This window comes from Variovorax sp. Soil_C_17, assembly GCF_057657265.1.
On record NZ_JBDGIT010000016.1, the window covers coordinates 32,385 to 49,530 of the forward strand.

At 66.3% G+C, this 17,146-nt stretch carries 14 protein-coding genes; all 14 read left to right on the top strand.

What is annotated here, in order from left to right; all coding sequences use genetic code 11:
- Window positions 1-24: 24 nt before the first annotated feature.
- The 14 genes from AC3A6Y_RS32725 (at window position 25) to AC3A6Y_RS32790 (ending at window position 17,142) form a co-directional block, all read left to right on the top strand.
- Entirely contained in the window at window positions 25-1,101 is a 1,077-nt protein-coding gene (locus AC3A6Y_RS32725) for a branched-chain amino acid ABC transporter permease (RefSeq protein ID WP_487872384.1), read from the top strand.
- The gene (locus AC3A6Y_RS32730) at window positions 1,098-1,895 is read left to right on the top strand and encodes an ABC transporter ATP-binding protein (protein ID WP_487872385.1); all 798 of its coding nucleotides are present in this window, start codon (window positions 1,098-1,100) and stop codon (window positions 1,893-1,895) included. Before AC3A6Y_RS32725 ends, AC3A6Y_RS32730 begins: the two co-directional genes overlap by 4 nt.
- Window positions 1,892-2,665 carry an ABC transporter ATP-binding protein gene (locus tag AC3A6Y_RS32735; RefSeq protein ID WP_487872386.1) on the top strand — a complete coding sequence of 258 codons (774 nt, stop codon included), beginning with the start codon at window positions 1,892-1,894 and terminating at the stop codon, window positions 2,663-2,665. Before AC3A6Y_RS32730 ends, AC3A6Y_RS32735 begins: the two co-directional genes overlap by 4 nt.
- Before the next feature lie 14 nt (window positions 2,666-2,679).
- Window positions 2,680-4,536: an AMP-dependent synthetase/ligase gene (locus AC3A6Y_RS32740; protein ID WP_487872387.1), complete on the top strand. Its 1,857-nt coding sequence runs from the start codon at window positions 2,680-2,682 to the stop codon at window positions 4,534-4,536.
- A 46-nt stretch (window positions 4,537-4,582) separates the two neighbouring features.
- Complete coding sequence (locus AC3A6Y_RS32745) at window positions 4,583-5,761, top strand: ABC transporter substrate-binding protein (RefSeq protein ID WP_487872388.1); 1,179 nt, start codon at window positions 4,583-4,585, stop codon at window positions 5,759-5,761.
- Between the two features lie 32 nt (window positions 5,762-5,793).
- Complete coding sequence (locus tag AC3A6Y_RS32750; RefSeq protein WP_487872389.1) at window positions 5,794-6,972, top strand: ABC transporter substrate-binding protein; 1,179 nt, start codon at window positions 5,794-5,796, stop codon at window positions 6,970-6,972.
- Between the two features lie 10 nt (window positions 6,973-6,982).
- Window positions 6,983-8,167 (top strand): lipid-transfer protein, encoded by a 1,185-nt coding sequence (locus AC3A6Y_RS32755; protein WP_487872390.1) that lies wholly within the window; start codon window positions 6,983-6,985, stop codon window positions 8,165-8,167.
- 79 nt (window positions 8,168-8,246) lie between these two features.
- Window positions 8,247-11,048, top strand: a complete 2,802-nt coding sequence (locus AC3A6Y_RS32760; RefSeq protein WP_487872391.1) for a winged helix-turn-helix domain-containing protein — start codon at window positions 8,247-8,249, stop codon at window positions 11,046-11,048.
- 238 nt (window positions 11,049-11,286) lie between these two features.
- The gene (locus AC3A6Y_RS32765; protein ID WP_487872416.1) at window positions 11,287-11,622 is read left to right on the top strand and encodes an acyl-CoA dehydrogenase family protein; all 336 of its coding nucleotides are present in this window, start codon (window positions 11,287-11,289) and stop codon (window positions 11,620-11,622) included.
- A 172-nt stretch (window positions 11,623-11,794) separates the two neighbouring features.
- Complete coding sequence (locus tag AC3A6Y_RS32770) at window positions 11,795-12,589, top strand: enoyl-CoA hydratase/isomerase family protein (RefSeq protein ID WP_487872392.1); 795 nt, start codon at window positions 11,795-11,797, stop codon at window positions 12,587-12,589.
- Between the two features lie 52 nt (window positions 12,590-12,641).
- On the top strand, window positions 12,642-13,850 hold the full coding sequence (locus AC3A6Y_RS32775) for an acetyl-CoA C-acetyltransferase (protein WP_487872393.1): 1,209 nt from the start codon (window positions 12,642-12,644) through the stop codon (window positions 13,848-13,850).
- A 19-nt stretch (window positions 13,851-13,869) separates the two neighbouring features.
- A complete protein-coding gene (locus AC3A6Y_RS32780; protein WP_487872394.1) occupies window positions 13,870-15,996 on the top strand; it encodes a 3-hydroxyacyl-CoA dehydrogenase NAD-binding domain-containing protein in 2,127 nt (708 codons plus the stop codon).
- A gap of 223 nt (window positions 15,997-16,219) precedes the next feature.
- Window positions 16,220-16,819 (top strand): SDR family NAD(P)-dependent oxidoreductase, encoded by a 600-nt coding sequence (locus AC3A6Y_RS32785; protein WP_487872395.1) that lies wholly within the window; start codon window positions 16,220-16,222, stop codon window positions 16,817-16,819.
- Window positions 16,720-17,142, top strand: a complete 423-nt coding sequence (locus AC3A6Y_RS32790) for an AMP-binding enzyme (protein ID WP_487872396.1) — start codon at window positions 16,720-16,722, stop codon at window positions 17,140-17,142. Before AC3A6Y_RS32785 ends, AC3A6Y_RS32790 begins: the two co-directional genes overlap by 100 nt.
- The last annotated feature ends 4 nt before the right edge of the window (window positions 17,143-17,146 follow it).

Genomic DNA, 17,146 nt, shown 5'->3' on the forward strand with positions numbered 1-17,146 from the left:
ACCGCAAAAAAACCAAGGCCACCCATGCGCTTCATATTCAAGACCCGTTACGACCAGGACATCGCGCTCGCCCGCCACGGCGGCGACCGGTTCTGGTATTCACTGCTCGTGCTGGCGCTGGCCGCCGCACCCTGGCTGCTGCCGGAGTACTGGCTGGCCCAGCTCAGCTTCGTGTTCATCTATGCCATCGTTGCCGTCGGCCTGATGCTGCTGGCCGGCTTCACCGGGCAGTTCTCGATCGGCCATGCCGCATTCATGGGCATCGGCGCCTACGCCGAGGCTTATCTGGCGGCGCGGGGCTGGCCGCTGGCGGCGAGCCTGGCCTGCGCGATGGCGCTGGCCGCGGCAGCCGGCGTGGTGGTCGGCTTGCCAGCCCTGCGCGTCAAGGGCATGTACCTGGCTATCGCGACCCTGTCCTTCGGTTTCATCGTGGAGGAAGCGCTGGCGCGCTGGGAAAGCGTGACTGGCGGGAATGCGGGCAAGTCCGTGCCGGCGCCGCGGATGCTTGGCTATGCGCTCGACAGCACCGAGAGCTTCTATTTCCTGTGCCTGGTGTGCGTGGTCGGCAGCACGCTGGTGGTGCTCAACCTCTTGCGTGCGCCCACCGGACGGGCCTTCGTGGCGATCCGCGACTCGGAAGTGTCGGCACAGAGCATGGGCATCCAGCTGGCGCGCTACAAGTCGCTCTCGTTCGCGATCTCGGCCGCGCTCGCCGGTCTGGGCGGAGCGCTCTACGGCCACAAGATGCAGTTCATCTCGCCCGAGCAGTTCAGCCTGGTGCAGTCGATCGACCTGGTGCTGATGGTGGTGATCGGCGGGCTGGGATCGATCCACGGCGTCTTCTTCGGCGCGATCTTCCTGATCGGCATGCCTCAGCTGATCTCGTTGGGCAAGGACCACCTACCGGCGGCGATCGGGCAGGCCACCGGCCTGCAGAGCGTGGTCTACGGCGCAGTGCTGATCGCCTTCGTGATGCTCGAGCCGATGGGCCTGTACGGTCGGTGGCTCAAGGTGCGGACCTGGCTGCAGCTGTATCCCTTCTATCGGCGCGGCATGTTCAAGCGGCAGAAGTCCTTCCAGAAGTCGGAGCGGTTGAAATGAGCGCCCCCTTGCTTTCGGTGCGCGATCTCAGCGTGCGATTCGGCGGTGTGCTGGCGGTCAACAAGGTCAGCTTCGACGTCCGCGCGGGCGAGGTATTCACGCTCATCGGACCCAACGGTGCCGGCAAGACCACGGTGTTCAACCTGATCAGCCGCATCTACACCCCGACCGGCGGCGCGCTCAGCTTCGATGGCCAGCGGCTCGACGCGGTGCCGCCGCACGGCGTGGCCGCGCTCGGCATTGCGCGCACCTTCCAGAACATCGAGCTCTTCGAGCATGCGACGGTGCTGCAAAACCTGCTGATCGGGCGCCACATCCGGCGCAGCACCAGCGTGTGGGCCGAGATGCTTTTCACGCCCGCGGTGCGTGAGGCCGAGCGCCGCACGCGCCGCAAGGTGGAGGAGGTGATCGACCTGCTCGAGCTGCAGCACTACCGCGATGCGCTGGTGGCGGGCCTGCCCTACGGCGTGCGCAAGGTCGTGGAGCTGGCGCGCGCGCTGTGCACCGAACCCAAGCTGCTGTTGCTGGACGAGCCCTCGTCCGGCCTGAACGTGGAGGAGACGGGCGACATGGCATTCTGGATCGAGGACATCCGGCGCGACCTCGGCGTGACCATCCTGATGGTGGAGCACGACATGGGGTTGGTGTCGAAGGTGTCGGACCGCGTGCTGGCGATGAACCAGGGGACTGTGCTCGCCGTCGGTACGCCGTCCGAGGTACAGGCGGACCCCGGCGTTGTCGAAGCCTATCTCGGGACAGTCGACGATGTGAGCAGCTTGCGGAGGAAGGCATGAGCGACGTCGTCCTCCAACTGCTCAACGTCGAGAGCGCCTACGGCCCCATCAAGGCCATCCGCGGCGTGAGCCTCAAGGTGCGTGCCGGGCAGATCGCCACCGTGCTGGGCTCCAATGGCGCGGGCAAGACGACGATCCTCAAGACCATCTCGGGGATCATCGATCCGCGCAAGGGCAGCATCGAGTTCAAGGGCGGGAACATCACTGCGAAGGACCCCGCGCACATCGTGCAGCAAGGCCTGAGCCACGTGCCGGAGGGCCGCGAAGTCTTTCCCTTGCTATCGGTGAAGGACAACCTATTGATGGGCGCCTACACCCGTCACGACCGTGACGGCGTGGCGCGCGACATCGAGACCGTGTTCGGCTACTTCCCGATCCTGAAGGAGCGGGCCGCGCAGGACGCCGGCCTGCTGTCGGGCGGCCAGCAGCAGATGCTCGCGATCTCGCGCGCCATCATGGCCGGCCCCGAGATGATCCTGCTCGACGAGCCCAGCCTGGGCCTGAGTCCCAAGCTCACCAAGGAAATCTTCGAGATCGTGGTGCGCATCAACCGCGAGCGCGGCACCACCATCCTGCTAGTCGAGCAGAACGCCAACATGGCGCTCAACGCCTCGGACTACGGCTATGTGCTGGAGAACGGCCGCATCGTCATGGAAGACACCTGTGAGCGCCTGCGCGAGAAGGACGACATCAAGGAGTTCTACCTGGGCATGAAGGAAGAGGGCGCACGCGGCGAACGCCGCTGGAAAAAGAAGAAGACATGGCGATGACAAGAACGATGCACATGCCCAGACTCTGGAACCTCGATCACCTGGCGCCGCACCACGACATCGTGATGCCGGGCGACACCGTGCCGCGCATGTTCTGGAACGCGGTCGCCGCGCGCGGCGACGCCGTGATGATGCGCCAGAAGGCCTTCGGGCTGTGGCAGGCCTGGAGCGCGCGTGATGTCGGCGTGATCGTGCGCGAGCTTGCCATGGGCCTCGCGGCCGCCGGCCTGCAGCCGGGTGACTGCGCATCGATCCTGTCGAACACGCGTGTTGAATGGGTCTGGTTCGACATGGCGGTGCTGAGCGCCGCCGGCGTTTCCAACGGCATCTATCCGACCGACTCGGCGGGGCAGGTGCAGTTCCTCTGCGAGGACTCGGACACCGTGGTGCTGGTGGTGGAGGACGAGGAACAGCTCGACAAGGCGCTGGAGGCACGGGCGCGCTTGCCACGCCTGCGCAAGATCGTGCTGATCGACCCGACCGGCCTGTCCCGGTACAGCGACGCGATGGTGACCACCCTCGATGCGCTGCGCCGCGAAGGCGCCGCCTACGACCAGGCCCATCCCGGCGAGTTCGATCGGCTGCGCGAGCTGCGCGGCCCGGACGAGCTGGCCATCCTCATTTACACCTCCGGCACCACCGGAAAGCCCAAGGGCGCGATGCATTCCCACCGGGGCCTGCTGGTCGTGGTGCAAGGGCTGAACGTCGTCCTGCCGCAGGACGAGCGCGATGAACGCATGTGCTTCCTGCCGCTGTGCCATGTGGCCGAGCGCGTGGTGGGCCTGTACGCCTCGATCTACACCGGCACGCGGATGAACTTCGTCGAGAACCCCGACACCGTGCCGGAGAACGTGCGCGAGATCGCGCCCACGGTCTTCGGCGGGGTTCCGCGGCTGTGGGAGAAGTTCTATTCGGCCGTGACCATCGCCGTGAAGGAAGCCGGCCCTCTGCAGCAGGCGCTGTATGCCTGGGCGTTGTCGGTGGGCCACGCAGTCGCTGAGCGGGTGCTCGCCGGTCAGCCGGTGGGCGGCTGGCTCAAGCTCAAGTACCACCTGGCCGGGTTGGCAGCGTTGAACAACGTGCGTCGTTTCATCGGCATCCAGCGCTGCCGCTTCCTGGTCACCGGCGCGGCGCCGATCTCGCCCGATCTGATCCGCTGGTATCTGGCATTGGGCCTGCCGATGCTCGAGGCCTGGGGGCAGACCGAGTCGGGCGGCATCTCGACTTCGATGCCGCCGGGCCGGATCCGCCTGGGCACCATCGGCACCGCCAGCGCCTACAACGAGGTACGCCTCGACCCTACCACGGGCGAGCTGCTTGTGCGCGGACCCAACGTCTTCATGGGCTATCTGAACCAGCCCGAGAAGACCGCCGAGACCATCGATGCCGAAGGTTGGCTGCACACCGGCGACGTCGGCGCAGCGGACAGCGACGGATTCTTCCGGATCACGGACCGCATGAAGGACATCATCATCACGGCCGGCGGCAAGAACATCACGCCCAGCGAATGGGAGAACGAACTCAAGTTTTCGCCCTATGTGACCGATGCGGTGGTGATCGGCGACCGCCGCGCCTATCTCAGCGCAATCGTGATGATCGAGCTGGAGAACGTCGAGAAATTCGCGCAGGACCACGACGTGCCATTCTCCAACTACGCGAGCCTGGCTCGCGCCCCCGAGATACTGGCCCTCATCCAGGCAGAGATCGAGAAGGTCAACAAGAAGTTCGCGCGCGTGGAGCAGATCAAGAGGTTCTTCCTGCTCGAGACCCAGCTGAGCGCCGAGGACGAGGAGCTCACGCCGACGATGAAGCTCAAGCGCAGCTTCGTGCAGAAGAAGTACGCCGGGCAGATCGAAGCCATGTACCGCTGACACCACCGACGCCGCCGATTGCAACCATCCGAAGGAGACACGCACCATGAAGAAGACCATTTCCCACGCGCGCTGCCTGCTGGCAGTGTCCGCCCTCGCTGCTGCCGCAGCCGCGGCGGCCCAGACCCAGGGCATCGGCAAGGACGAGATCGTGCTCGGCACGCTGCAGGACCTGTCGGGCCCGCTCGCCGGCTACGGCAAGGATCTGCGCAACGGCATGCTGCAGCGCGTCGCCGAGGCCAACGACAAGGGCGGCGTGCACGGACGCAAGATCAAGCTGCTGGTCGAAGACAGCGGCTACGACCCGAAGAAGGCCGTGCTCGCGACGCAGAAGCTGGTCAACCAGGAAAAGATCTTCGTGATGGCCGGCTCGCTGGGCACCGGCGTCAACAACGCGGCGTTGCCGGTGCAGAACGCGAAGAACGTGATGAACTTCTTCCCGGCAGCGCTGTCGCGCGACATGTACGAGCCCGTCAGCAAGCTCAAGTTCGCCTTTCTGTCTTCGTACTATGACCAGATCGCGCCGGCCTCGGCACGGCTGTTCAAGGAGAAGAAAGCGGGCAAGCCCTGCATCATCTACCAGGACGACGAGTACGGCCTGGAGATTCTGCGCGGCGTCGAGGCCGGGCTCAAGACGGTCGATGCGGCGCTGGCCGAGAAGACCAGCTTCAAGCGCGGCGCGACCGACTTCTCTTCGCAGGTGGCGCGCCTGAAGGCGGCGGGCTGCGACTTCGTGGTCACAGGCACGCTGATCCGCGAGACCGTGGGCACGATCAACGAGGCGCGCAAACTCGACTTCAGCCCGACCTTCCTGGGCGCCTTCGGCACCTACACCGACCTGATCCACAAGCTGGGCGGTAAGGCGATGGACGGCTTCTACTCCACGATGACGGTGCAGCATCCCTACGAGGACACGGCGCCCGAAGCGCTCAAGCCCTGGATGGCCAGCTATCGCGCCCGCTTCAACGAAGCGCCTTCGGCCTACTCGATCTACGGCTACGTGATTCTCGACCGGCTGGTGCAGGCGATGGACAAGGCCGGCGCGCAGCTCACCACCGAGACGCTGGCCCAGGCCGTCGAGGCGCTCAAGACGCCGTCGGACATGTTCGGCATGCCCGAGCTGAGCTTTGCGCCCGACAGGCACCTGGGTTCCAACAAGGCGCGCCTGTCGCAGATCCAGGACGGCCGCTGGAAAGTCGTGATCGACTACGACCAGGCGAAGTGATTTCTCTCACCTGACGAACACAGGAGCATTCCATGCACATCAACCGGATCGCGCGCTTCGGCGCCGCCGCTGTATTGGGTCTTGCGGGCGCCGCTGCGTCGGCCCAGACCCAGGGCATCGGCAAGGACGAGATCACCCTGGGCAGCGTTCTGGATCTCTCGGGCCCTGTCGCGGGCTACGGCAAGGACGTGCGCAACGGCCTGCTCATGGGTGTGGCCGAGTTCAACGCGCAGGGCGGAGCCCACGGGCGCAAGCTGCGCCTGCTGGTCGAGGACAACGGCTACGACCCCAAGCGCACCGTGCTGGCGGCGCAAAAGCTGGTGAACCAGGACAAGGTGTTTGCGCTCGTCGGCACCTTCGGCACGCCGCACGCGCTGGCGGCCATGCAGGTGCAGGCGCCCAAGGGCGTCTTCAGCCTGTTCCCGATGGCGCTGTCGCGCGACATGTACGAGCCGCTGAGCAGGCTCAAGTACGCGATGCTGCCGTCGTCGGTGGACCAGATCCGCGGCGTTGTGCCGGGGATCTACCAGCGCAGCAAGGCGCGCAAGGCCTGCACCCTGTACCAGGACGACGACTACGGGCGCGAGGTGGTGCAGGGCGCCGAGGCCGGGTTGCAGTCGATCGGTGCGGTGCTCGGCGAGCGCACCAGCTACAAGCGTGGCGCTACCGATTTTTCGTCGCAGGTCGCACGACTGAAGGCGGCCGACTGCGACTTCGTGGTGCTCGGCACCGTGATCCGCGAGACCGTGGGCGCGATCGCCGAGGCGCGCAAGCTGCAGTACGCACCGACCTTCGTGGCGGCCTCGACCGCCTATTCGGACCTGATCCCGAAACTGGGCGGCAAGGACATGGACGGTCTCTACGCGGTGACCACTGCCCAACAGCCTTACCTCGACGACGCATCGCCGGCCATCGCCGCCTGGGCGGCACGCTACCAGGCGCAGTTCAGGGAAGCGCCGACCGTCTTCTCGGTCTATGGCTTCACCATGATCGAACTGCTGGCCAAGGGCCTGCGCAAGGCCGGTGCCGATCTCGACGCCGATCATTTCGGCAAGGCGATGGACAGCCTCGGCGACGTGCCGGGCGACATGTTCGGCAACCCGCCCATGCACTTCTCGCCCACGCGGCACCTGGGCTCGGACCGGTCGCGCCTTTCGCAACTGCAGGGCGGCCGCTGGAAGGTCGTGCTGGACTACGACCAGATGCAATGAGGAGATCTCCATGAACCGGAAGGTGATCGTTGCTGGCGTGGGCATGGTGCCCTTCGCCAAGCCAGGTGCCAGCGAGAGCTACCCGATGCTCGGCGCGCGCGCCGCCAAGGCCGCGCTGGACGATGCGCGGGTCGACTACCAGTCGGTGAACCAGGTCTACGCCGGCTACGTCTATGGCGACTCCTGCAGCGGGCAGGCGGCGGTCTATCACGTGGGGCTTACCAGCGTGCCGGTGATCAACGTCAACAACAACTGCGCCACCGGCTCCACCGCGCTGTTCCTGGCGCGCCAAGCGGTGGCCAGCGGCGCGGCCGAGTGCGTGCTGGCACTGGGTTTCGAACAGATGGCGCGCGGTGCGCTGGGCGTGCACTTCCAGGACCGTCCCGATCCGTCGCAGCGCTTGCTCGACACCATGCAGCAGATCCAGGGCTCGGACGCCGAGGCGCCCATTGCCGCGCAGCTATTCGGTGGTGCCGGGCGCATGCACATGCAGTTGTACGGCACACGCGCCGACACCTTCGCCCGCATCGCGGTCAAGGCGCGGCGTCATGCGCAGCACAACCCCAATGCTATCTTCCGCCAGCCCCTGACGCTCGACGAGGTGCTGGCTTCGCCGGCCGTGTTCTATCCATTGACCCGGCTGCAGTGCTGCCCGCCGACCTGTGGCGGCGCCGCTGCGGTGCTGTGCTCCGAAGACTTCGCACGCGGCCATGGGCTGGACGCCCGCGTCCGCATCGCGGCCCAGGCCATGAGCACCGACGGCAACAGCAGCTTCGACGAGAACGACATGCGCAAGCTGGTCGGCTACGACATGACGCGCCGGGCAGCGCAGCAGGTGTACGAGGCGGCCGGCATCGGCCCCGCGGACGTGCCGGTGGCCGAACTGCACGACTGTTTCACCACCAACGAACTGCTGAGCTACGAGGCGCTGGGCTTCGCGCCCGAGGGCGGCGCCGAGCGCTTCGTGGTCGACGGCGACAACACCTACGGAGGCCGCGTGGTGACCAATCCTTCGGGCGGCCTGCTGTCCAAGGGCCATCCGCTGGGGGCGACCGGGCTGGCCCAATGCGCCGAGCTGGTGTGGCAACTGCGCGGGCAAGCTGGCGCCCGGCAGGTTGAGGGCGCGCGCGTCGCCTTGCAGCACAATCTGGGGCTCGGCGGCGCCTGCGTGGTGACGCTCTACCAACGGGACTGAGGCCGTGCTCGGCGATGGAACCTTTGCCCCGGCCTGCCGCTACGGCGGCGCAGACGTGACGAACCTCGAGGAGCCTGCCATGCCCACCGGCATCCCCGGTCACACAGACGATCCCCCCAGCCAGAGTGCCGTGCTTGCGGTTGCGGCGCCGCAGCCCGCGCTGCGGACGTTTCCGCTCGCGGGCAAGCTCCGCCCGCCGCTTGCCACCGCCTTCGAGCTGCAGCGCACCGAAGTCTGCGAACGGATCTTCAATGCCGGCGCCGCACGGCTGGTGCTGTTGCGTGCACCAGCGGGCTTCGGCAAAACCACCGTGATGCTGCAGGTGCGCCGGCGTTTCGAGGAAACCGGACTGCAGCAGGCCTGGCTCACGCTGGATCGCGCCGACAACGATGTCGGCCGCTTCCTGGCGGCGCTCACGGCCTCGCTGGAGCCGCTGATTCCCGCGCTGCGCAAGCTGCAGCCGCTCGAAGGGCAGGGCCCGGACGAACTTGCATTTGCCCTGATCGACACGGTGGCGGCGCATCCTGCGCCGCTGGCGCTGTTCCTCGACGACTTCGAGGTGCTGCAAAGCCCGGTGGTGCTCGGTCTGGTGCAGGAACTGATCGACCAGTTGCCGCGCTGCGCGCAGCTCGTCGTCGGCTCGCGCGGGGTGCCCGAACTCGGACTGGGCCGGCTGCGCGCGCGAGGCCGACTGCTCGAGGTCGAGCCGACGCAGCTGCGTTTCTCCGAAGCCGAGGTCGATGGCTTCCTTCGCCAGCAGCGCGGCCTTACCTTGCAGCCGGAGGACATCCGCCGCCTGCACCGGAGTACCGAGGGATGGGCCGCGGCGCTGTGGCTTGCGTCCGTGACGCTGGAGCATCGCGATGAACCCGGCCGCTTCATCGCCGGCTTCTCTGGGTCGAATGCGGCGGTGGTCGACTACCTGGTGGACGACGTGCTCTCGCGGCAGTCCGACGATGTACGCGGCTTCCTGCTGCGCACCAGCATCCTGGCGCAATTGAATCCGTCTCTGTGCGATGCCGTGTGCCAGCGCGACGACAGTGCGGCCATGCTGCGCGCACTTGAACAGGCCCACCTGTTTCTCATCTCGCTGCAAGCCGACCACAGCGAGTACCGGTACCACGGCATGTTCGCGGAGTTCCTCCGGGCCCAGCTGGCACGCCAGCACGCGCCGGAAATTCCGGCGCTGCACAGTGCGGCCGCCCAATGGTTCCTGGGCGTCGGGCGGCCGGTGCCGGCGATCGAGCATGCGCTCGCGGCCGGAGATTTTGCGTTGGCCTTCCCGTTGCTCGAGGCCGAGGCCCAGTCGCTGCTCGACCAGGGCCGCGTCAGGCTGCTGTCGCGTTGGCTCGATCCGTTGCTCGACGCCGGGCAGTTGGCCAACCGCCCGATGCTTCAGGTGTTGCACGCCTGGGCTGTCTGCCTGGCGCGCGGCCCGAGGGCTGCGGCTCCGCTGCTCGAGCGGCTGGAGCAGCGCACCGACGACGATGTGGAGATGCGCGCCCACCGGCTCGCGATGAAGCCGTTGCTGATGGTGCTGACCGACCGCATCGACGAGGCGATGCCGCTGACCACCGAGTTGCTGGTCGTCTTGCCTGTCGAGGCTACCTTCGCCCGGGGTTTTCTGGAAGTGGTGCTGGCCAACCTGGCCATGATCGCCGGGCGTTACCACGAGGCCCTTCGCCTGGCCGATGCGGCGCGCAGCCGCCAGCCCGAGCACAGCAGCAGCTTCAACTTCGCCCTGTCCGAGGCGGCGGAGGGTGCAGTTGATCTGACGCAGGGCCGCCTGCGCAAGGCCATCGCGCGCCTGCGGCTGGCGGTGAGCGCGGGCACGGTCGATCCTTCGCGCGCGACCAACGGCAACGCCATGGTCGGCGTGCTGCTGGCCGAGGCCTTGTACGAGGCCGACCAGTGCGAGCAGGCCGAGCGCCTGCTGGCGGTCTACATCCCGCTGATCTGCCGGGTCGGTATTCCGGACCAGTTGATCTGCGCGCACGTGATCATGGCTCGCATCGTGCTCGATCACGGTGATGTCGACCGCGCGCAGCAGCTGCTCACCGAACTCGAGCACATCGGCCACCGTGACGGCCTGTCGCGCGTGGTGGCGAGCGCGCGGCTCGAACGCGTGCGCATGGCGGTGGTGGAAGGCAGGCTCGCGCGCGCCAGGACAGAGCTCGATCGCTGCAACGACAAGCTGCTGTGGGCGCGCGTCTCGCGGCTCTCGCTGCGCGCCAATGTGGTCGAGACCTACGACGTGGCGCAGGCGCGCTGGTCGATTGCCGGCGGCCATGCCGCGGAGATGGTCGCGCCGCTGCGCCAGGAACTCGACGCCGCCGAGCGCGCCCAGCGCGAGCGCCGGGCGCTCACGTTGCGGCTCCTGCTGGCCCAGGCGCTCTACAGGGACGAACAGCGCAACAAGGCGATGCGCGTGCTGGCCAAGGCCGTCCGCCTTGCGGCCGCCGAAGGGTATGTGCGTGCCTTCCTCGACGAGGGGCCGCTGGTGCTGACGATGCTGCGCGACCTGCGTACACAGCCCAATGCATTGCTGGACGAGGCCGCCGCCGCCTCCGACGATGCCCCGCTGGCCTTCATCGATCGGATGCTGCGAGAGCCGGCTGCTGCTGTCGCGGGCAGCGAGGCGACCTTCGCAGAAGCGGGCCAGCGCATGGGCGCGCCAGCGCACAGCGAGCTGCTCACCCGCAAGGAGATCCAGGTCATGCGGCTGGCGGCCGAGGGCTTGTCGAACGACCAGATCGCGGAGCGTCTTTTCGTCGCCGAGACCACGGTGCGCACGCACCTGCGCAACATCAACGTCAAGCTCGATGCGCGCAACCGGATGGAAGCGATTGCGTTCGCGCGGCGCGCCGGACTGATCGCCTGAACGTCCCGGATTCGCGGGGGGGAAGGCTGGCGCAATCTTGTCGGATGCGCCGATATCGAGGCGCCATGCCGATTGCACACTCGGCGCCGTGTCGCCAAGACATCTGCTGCGCGGCCCCATAAGAATCCGAAGACTTTCATGACCCTCATCCTGGCGCAGCACAAGGAACGCCGTGAACATCCCTACCGCTTGACTACCATCTGCGGCGACCGGCGCCGGCAAGCTGCTCAAGCACCAGCTGCGCGAATCCTATTGGCCGGCCCATGAGCGCCGTCAGAACACCCGCTTTGTGCTGGCCGAGCTGAAGACCGAGAACCGCATCGGCCGGACCTTTGTCGACTGCTGCCTGCAGCAGCTGCTGCAGGGCGAACTCGACGCCGAGGCCGCCTCGATGGCCAAGGACTGGTGCAGTGACCTGCAGTGCAAGGTGGTCGATGTCAGCGTGCAGCTGCATGGGGGAAACGGCTTCATGGCGGAAGCGCCGATCGCGCGGGCGTACGTGGACGTGCGCGCGCAGCGGATCTATGGCGGCACCAACGAGATCATGAAGGAGCTCATCTCGCGCAATCTCTGATACATACCGATTCGCCTTCGAAGCGATCACTGCGTTGTTTCGCCTTGCCGTGCGCCAGCACTGTCCTCGGCTTTGCGCCTTGTTCTCGCATTGAATGCAAACCGGTATGACCGGGCCGAATTCGTCGGATGCGACGATACCGGGCGGGTTCGGAGCGGCGACAGTTCCAGGCATGGGACATCAACCGCACAACGGTATCGCAGGGGCCGGCATCACACTGCAACTCCAGGACGCGATCGCCACAATCGGCATCGATCTTCCCCAACCCAAGAACAGCTTCCGCGTCGAAAACGTGCAAGCGCTCGGCGCCCAGCTCGATGCTGCGCTCGAAGGCGGCGCGCGCTGCGTGGTGCTGCGCGGCGCCGGTGCGGTGTTCTCGGCGGGTTGGGACATCGGCGCCATCGACCCCGCTGCCGACGACCCGATGGCCATGATTGGCCAGGTGGTCGGCCCGCTGTGCCAGCGGCTGCGGACCTTGCCGGTGCCCACCATCGCCGCGGTGGCGGGGCCGGCGCTGGGCTTCGGCTTCGGGTTGGCGCTGTGCTGCGACATGGTCCTGGCTGAAGAAGATGCGCTCTTCGGCAGTCCATTCCGGCACATTGGCATGGTGCCCGACACGGGCGCCCACCACATCCTGCTGAGCCGCACGGGCTTCGCACTGGCCTGCGAGCTGATCTACACCGGCCGCTTCGTGAACGGCACCGAGGCCGCTGTGCTGCGACTTGTCAATCGCGCGGTGCCCCAGGGCGCCGTGGCAGAAGAGGCGCAGAAGCTGGCACAGAGCATCGCGAGCGGGCCCACCGAGGCTTTCCGCCTGTCGAAGCAAGTGCTGCTGCAAGGCGGCGATTTCGATTTGATGCTCGCCCATGAAGCACGCCAGCTGCAGAAGGTGTTCGCCACCGACGACCTGAAGGAGGGTATTGCCGCCTTCCAGCAGCGCCGTCGCCCTGTATTCAAAGGCCGCTGACCGGCGCACCGAAGCAGCCCGCAGCCAACGACAAGAACCCCAAGGACAACAGATGACAGAAGCCTACATTCTCGACGCCGTGCGCACGCCGCGCGGCCGCGGGCGCGCCAGCGGCGCGTTGAACGAAGTCGCACCCGCTCGCCTTGCCGCTCAGGTGCTCCAGCAGATCCGCGACCGCAACCGGTTGGACACGGCGCTCGTCAACGACGTGATCCTCGGCTGCGCCGAGCCGGCGCTGGAGCAGGCGTCGAACATCGGCAAGGCCGCCGTGTTCGCGGCCGGCTACGACCATGCCGTGCCGGGCGTGCAGCTCAACCGATTCTGCGGCTCAGGGCTGGAAGCCTGCAACTTCGCCTCGGCGCTGGTCAAGTCGGGCCAGGCCGAACTGGCCATCGGCGGCGGTGTGGAGAGTATGTCGCGCGTGCCGATGTTCGCGGGCGGCGGCCCGTGGATCACCGATCCGCAGATCACCATACCGAACCGCATCGTGCCGCAGGGCGTGTCGGCCGACCTGATCGCCACGAAATACGGCTTCAGCCGCCACGATGTCGACAGCTACGCGGCCGAGAGTCAGCGTCGCGCCGCCGCCGCCTGGGCAGAGGGGCGCTTCGCGAAATCGGTGGTGCCCGTGCGCGACATGAACGACGTCGAGATCCTCGCGCGCGACGAGTACATCCGCGTCGACACAACGATGGACACGCTGGCCAAGCTGGAGGCTTCCTTCGCCGTGCAGGGCGAGAAGATGGGCTTCGACGCGATGGCGTTGCAGCGTTACCCCGAGTTGAGTGCGATCGAACATGTGCACCACGCCGGCAATTCCTCGGGCATCGTCGACGGCGCCTCGGCGGTGCTGATTGGCTCGCGCGAGATGGCCGACCGGCTCGGGCTGAAGCCGCGGGCGCGCGTGGTGTCCTTCGGCACCATCGGCAGCGAGCCAACCATCATGCTGACCGGCCCCGCGCCGGCCGCCGAAGCGGCGCTCAGGCGTGCCCGCATGGCCGCGAGCGACATCGACCTGTTCGAGTGCAACGAGGCCTTTGCCGCGGTGGTGCTGCGCTTCATGCAGGCGCTGCGCGTGCCGCACGACAAGGTCAACGTCAACGGTGGCGCCATCGCGATGGGCCATCCGCTGGGCGCGACGGGCGGCATGCTGCTGGGCACGGTGCTCGACGAACTGGAGCGCCGTAACCTCTCGACCGGCCTGGTCACGCTCTGCGTGGGCGGCGGCATGGGTTCGGTGATGGTGATCGAACGCATCTGAAGGAAGAAGAGGAATTCACATGATCGACTACACGCTGGATGCCGACGGCATCGTCACCCTGACCTGGAACGTGGCCGACCGGCCCATGAATGTGCTCAACCTTGCGTCCATCGCCGCCTTTGACGACGCGGTGCGAAAGGCCATCGCCCACGAGGCCGTGAGGGGCGTCATCATCACCTCGTCGCGGCCAGAGTTCGTGGCGGGCGGCGACCTCGACCTGATCCGCCGCATTCACACGGCCGAGGAATCGATGGCCAGCTCTGGCCCCTTCAGTCGCACGCTGCGCACGCTCGAGACATCTGGCAAGCCTTTTGTCGCAGCGATCAACGGCACGGCGCTGGGCGGCGGGCTCGAGATTTGCCTAGCCTGCCATCGCCGGATCGTCGTCGATGATCCGAAGATTCAGCTTGGCGTGCCCGAAGTTTCGCTGGGCTTGCTGCCCGCTGCCGGCGGAACCCAGCGCCTGCCGCGCATGATCGGCATCAAGAGTGCCTTGCCATTCCTGCTAGAGGGACGCAAGACCGATCCCACCGGCGCTCTGAATGCGGGGATCGTCGACGAAGTCGTTCTAGCGGACCAGTTGCTTGCGCGTGCGAAAGCGTGGCTGCTGAGCGAAGGTGCGTCCGCCGTCGTGAAACCCTGGGACGCGAAGGGCTTCAAGTTTCCCGGCGGCACCCCCCAGTCGCCTGGCACCACGCTGCTCTTTTTCGGCATCGCCGGCAGTCTGCTCGGCAAGACGCAAGGTCTGCACCCGGCGCCGGAGGCGATTCTGGCCTGCGTCTATGACGGGTGTCAGGTGGACCTCGATACCGGGCTGAAAATCGAGCAGCGGCAGTTTGCCGGGCTGGCGATCTCCGCGCCGACCAAGAACATGATTCGCACCCTGTTCTACGACATGGGTGATGCGAACCGGCTTGCCGGAAGGCCGCAAGGCGTTTCGGTGCGCGAGTACCAAAAAATCGCCGTGCTGGGCGCGGGCATGATGGGCGCGGGGCTGGCTCACGTTTGCGCAGTCGCTGGTCTGGATGTGGTGCTTCTGGACACGAGCCTGGAAGGCGCCGAGAAAGGCAAGGCCCATGGAGCGAAGATTCTGGACGTGCAGATGGCCAAGGGGCGCATGACGGCAGACAAGCGCGACGCGATTCTGGCGCGTGTCTCCACGACCACCGACTATGCCGCGCTAGCAGACTGTGAGATAGTCATTGAGGCAGTGTTTGAGGATCGCGCGGTGAAGGCTGAGGTGACCCGCAAGGCCGAGGCGGCCATGCGGGCGGACGCCATCTTTGCTTCCAACACATCCACACTACCCATCACCGGCCTGGCCGAGCTTTCGTCAAGGCCGGAGCAGTTCGTCGGCCTGCATTTTTTCTCGCCGGTCGAGAAGATGCCGTTGCTGGAGGTCATCCGGGGCAAGCGCACCAGCGAGGAGACGATCGCCCATGCGCTCGACTTTGCAAAGCGCATCCGCAAGACGCCTATTGTGGTGAACGACTGCCCGGCGTTCTATGCCAACCGGGCATTCGCCATGTATCCCTACGAGGCGATGACGATGCTGGGAGAAGGGGTCCATCCGAGCTTGATCGAGAACGCCGGCCGCATGGCTGGCATGCCAATGTCACCGTTGGCCCTTGTTGACGAAGTTTCCTCCGAGCTGCTGTACAAGGCGATGAAGCAGGCGCGTCAGGACCAGGGGGACGCGTACCGCGAGCAGCCCCAGGACGAAGTCTTGATCACGATGGTCGAGAAGCTTGGACGTCTCGGGCGCAAGGCGAATCAAGGCTTCTACGACTACCCGGCCAATGGAAAGAAGAGCCTGTGGCCGGGCCTGTCGGATCAGTTTCCTGTTGCCAAGGAGCAGCCGACGCTCGAAGAGGTTCGCCAACGCCTGATGTATTCGCAATCGCTCGAGGCGGCGCGCTGCCTGGCCGAGGGCATTGTGGGCACTCGGGATGCGGATGTAGGCTCATTGCTGGGTTGGGGATTTCCGGCGGTTCTCGGTGGCGTGCTGGGGCAGATCGACACCGTGGGCGCTGCCCGCTTTGTCGAAGCCTGCGACATCATTGCGCGTCGTCATGGGGAGCGGTTCGAGGTGCCCTCCGATCTGCGTGAGCGCGCAGCCAGGGGCGAACGCTACCACCCCGTGTGAACGCCCTTGCAGCTGGGGCGCGGACGGAGTGCTCGCCCCCTGCGACTCTTACCCAAGGTTCAGTACGTCCGACCCAACAAGGACGGAAGAATGAAGAAGCGGGTGAGCCATTCGAGCAGCAATACAGCAACGGTCCGGCGTTTTCCGCGTTGTCGGCGTCGACCGGACCCCTCAGATCGGAAATCTCATGCCTCCCTCCAGTTCTCTTTCGAAAAATCAACAGGTGCACTTCATCACCGGAGCTGGTAGCGGCATCGGCCAGCTAGCGGCGCGGCGCGCGCTCGCGGCAGGACACAAGGTCGTTGCAGTCGACATCAACGAGCAGGGCTTGGCGCAACTCGGCGCGTCGGAGCGGTTGCTGAGCCTGCGAACAGACATCACCAACCCGGTCGCGCACGGCGCCGTTGAGCTCGCGCAATCGGAGTTCGGCCCAATCGATCGCGTCGTCAACGCCGCGGCCATCATGCCACTGGGCCTGCTCACTGAGCAGGCCAATGAAACGATTCATCGCATCATGTCCATCAACTATGGCGGTCTGGTGAATGTGGCGCAGGCCACTGTACCGGCCATGCTGCGGCTCGGACGTGGTCAGTTCGTGAGCTTCTCATCGTCGGCGGGGCACATCCCAGTGCTCTACATGGGCGCCTACGACGCGTCCAAGTCGGCGGTCAACGCCTTTACCGAGGTACTGCACCACGAAAACCTCGGGCGAGGCGTCCAGTTTTGCTGTATCTGCCCGCCACCCGTGTCCACTCCACTGGCGACTTCGGCTACGTCGATGCTGACGGCTTTCTTTTCATCGAAGACCGCCGCACCGACCTGATCCTCTCCGGCGGGGTGAATATTTATCCGCGCGAAACCGAAGAGGCACTGCTCGCCCACCCTTCGGTATACGACGTGGCTGTCATCGGCGTACCAAATGTCGAGTTCGGCCAGGACGTGATGGCGGTCGTCGAACTGCATCCCGGTTTCGTCGCGAGTGCCGCTTTGGCGGCAGAACTGATCGAGTTCAGTCGCTCTCGCATCGCCCACTTCAAGTGCCCGCGTCGTGTGGAGTTCCAGCCGCTGCCGCGCACTGCCACCGGCAAGCTGCTGCGCCGTCGGCTCAAAGAGCAATTTTCCGTCAATCCGACCACGAACGCCTGATTCC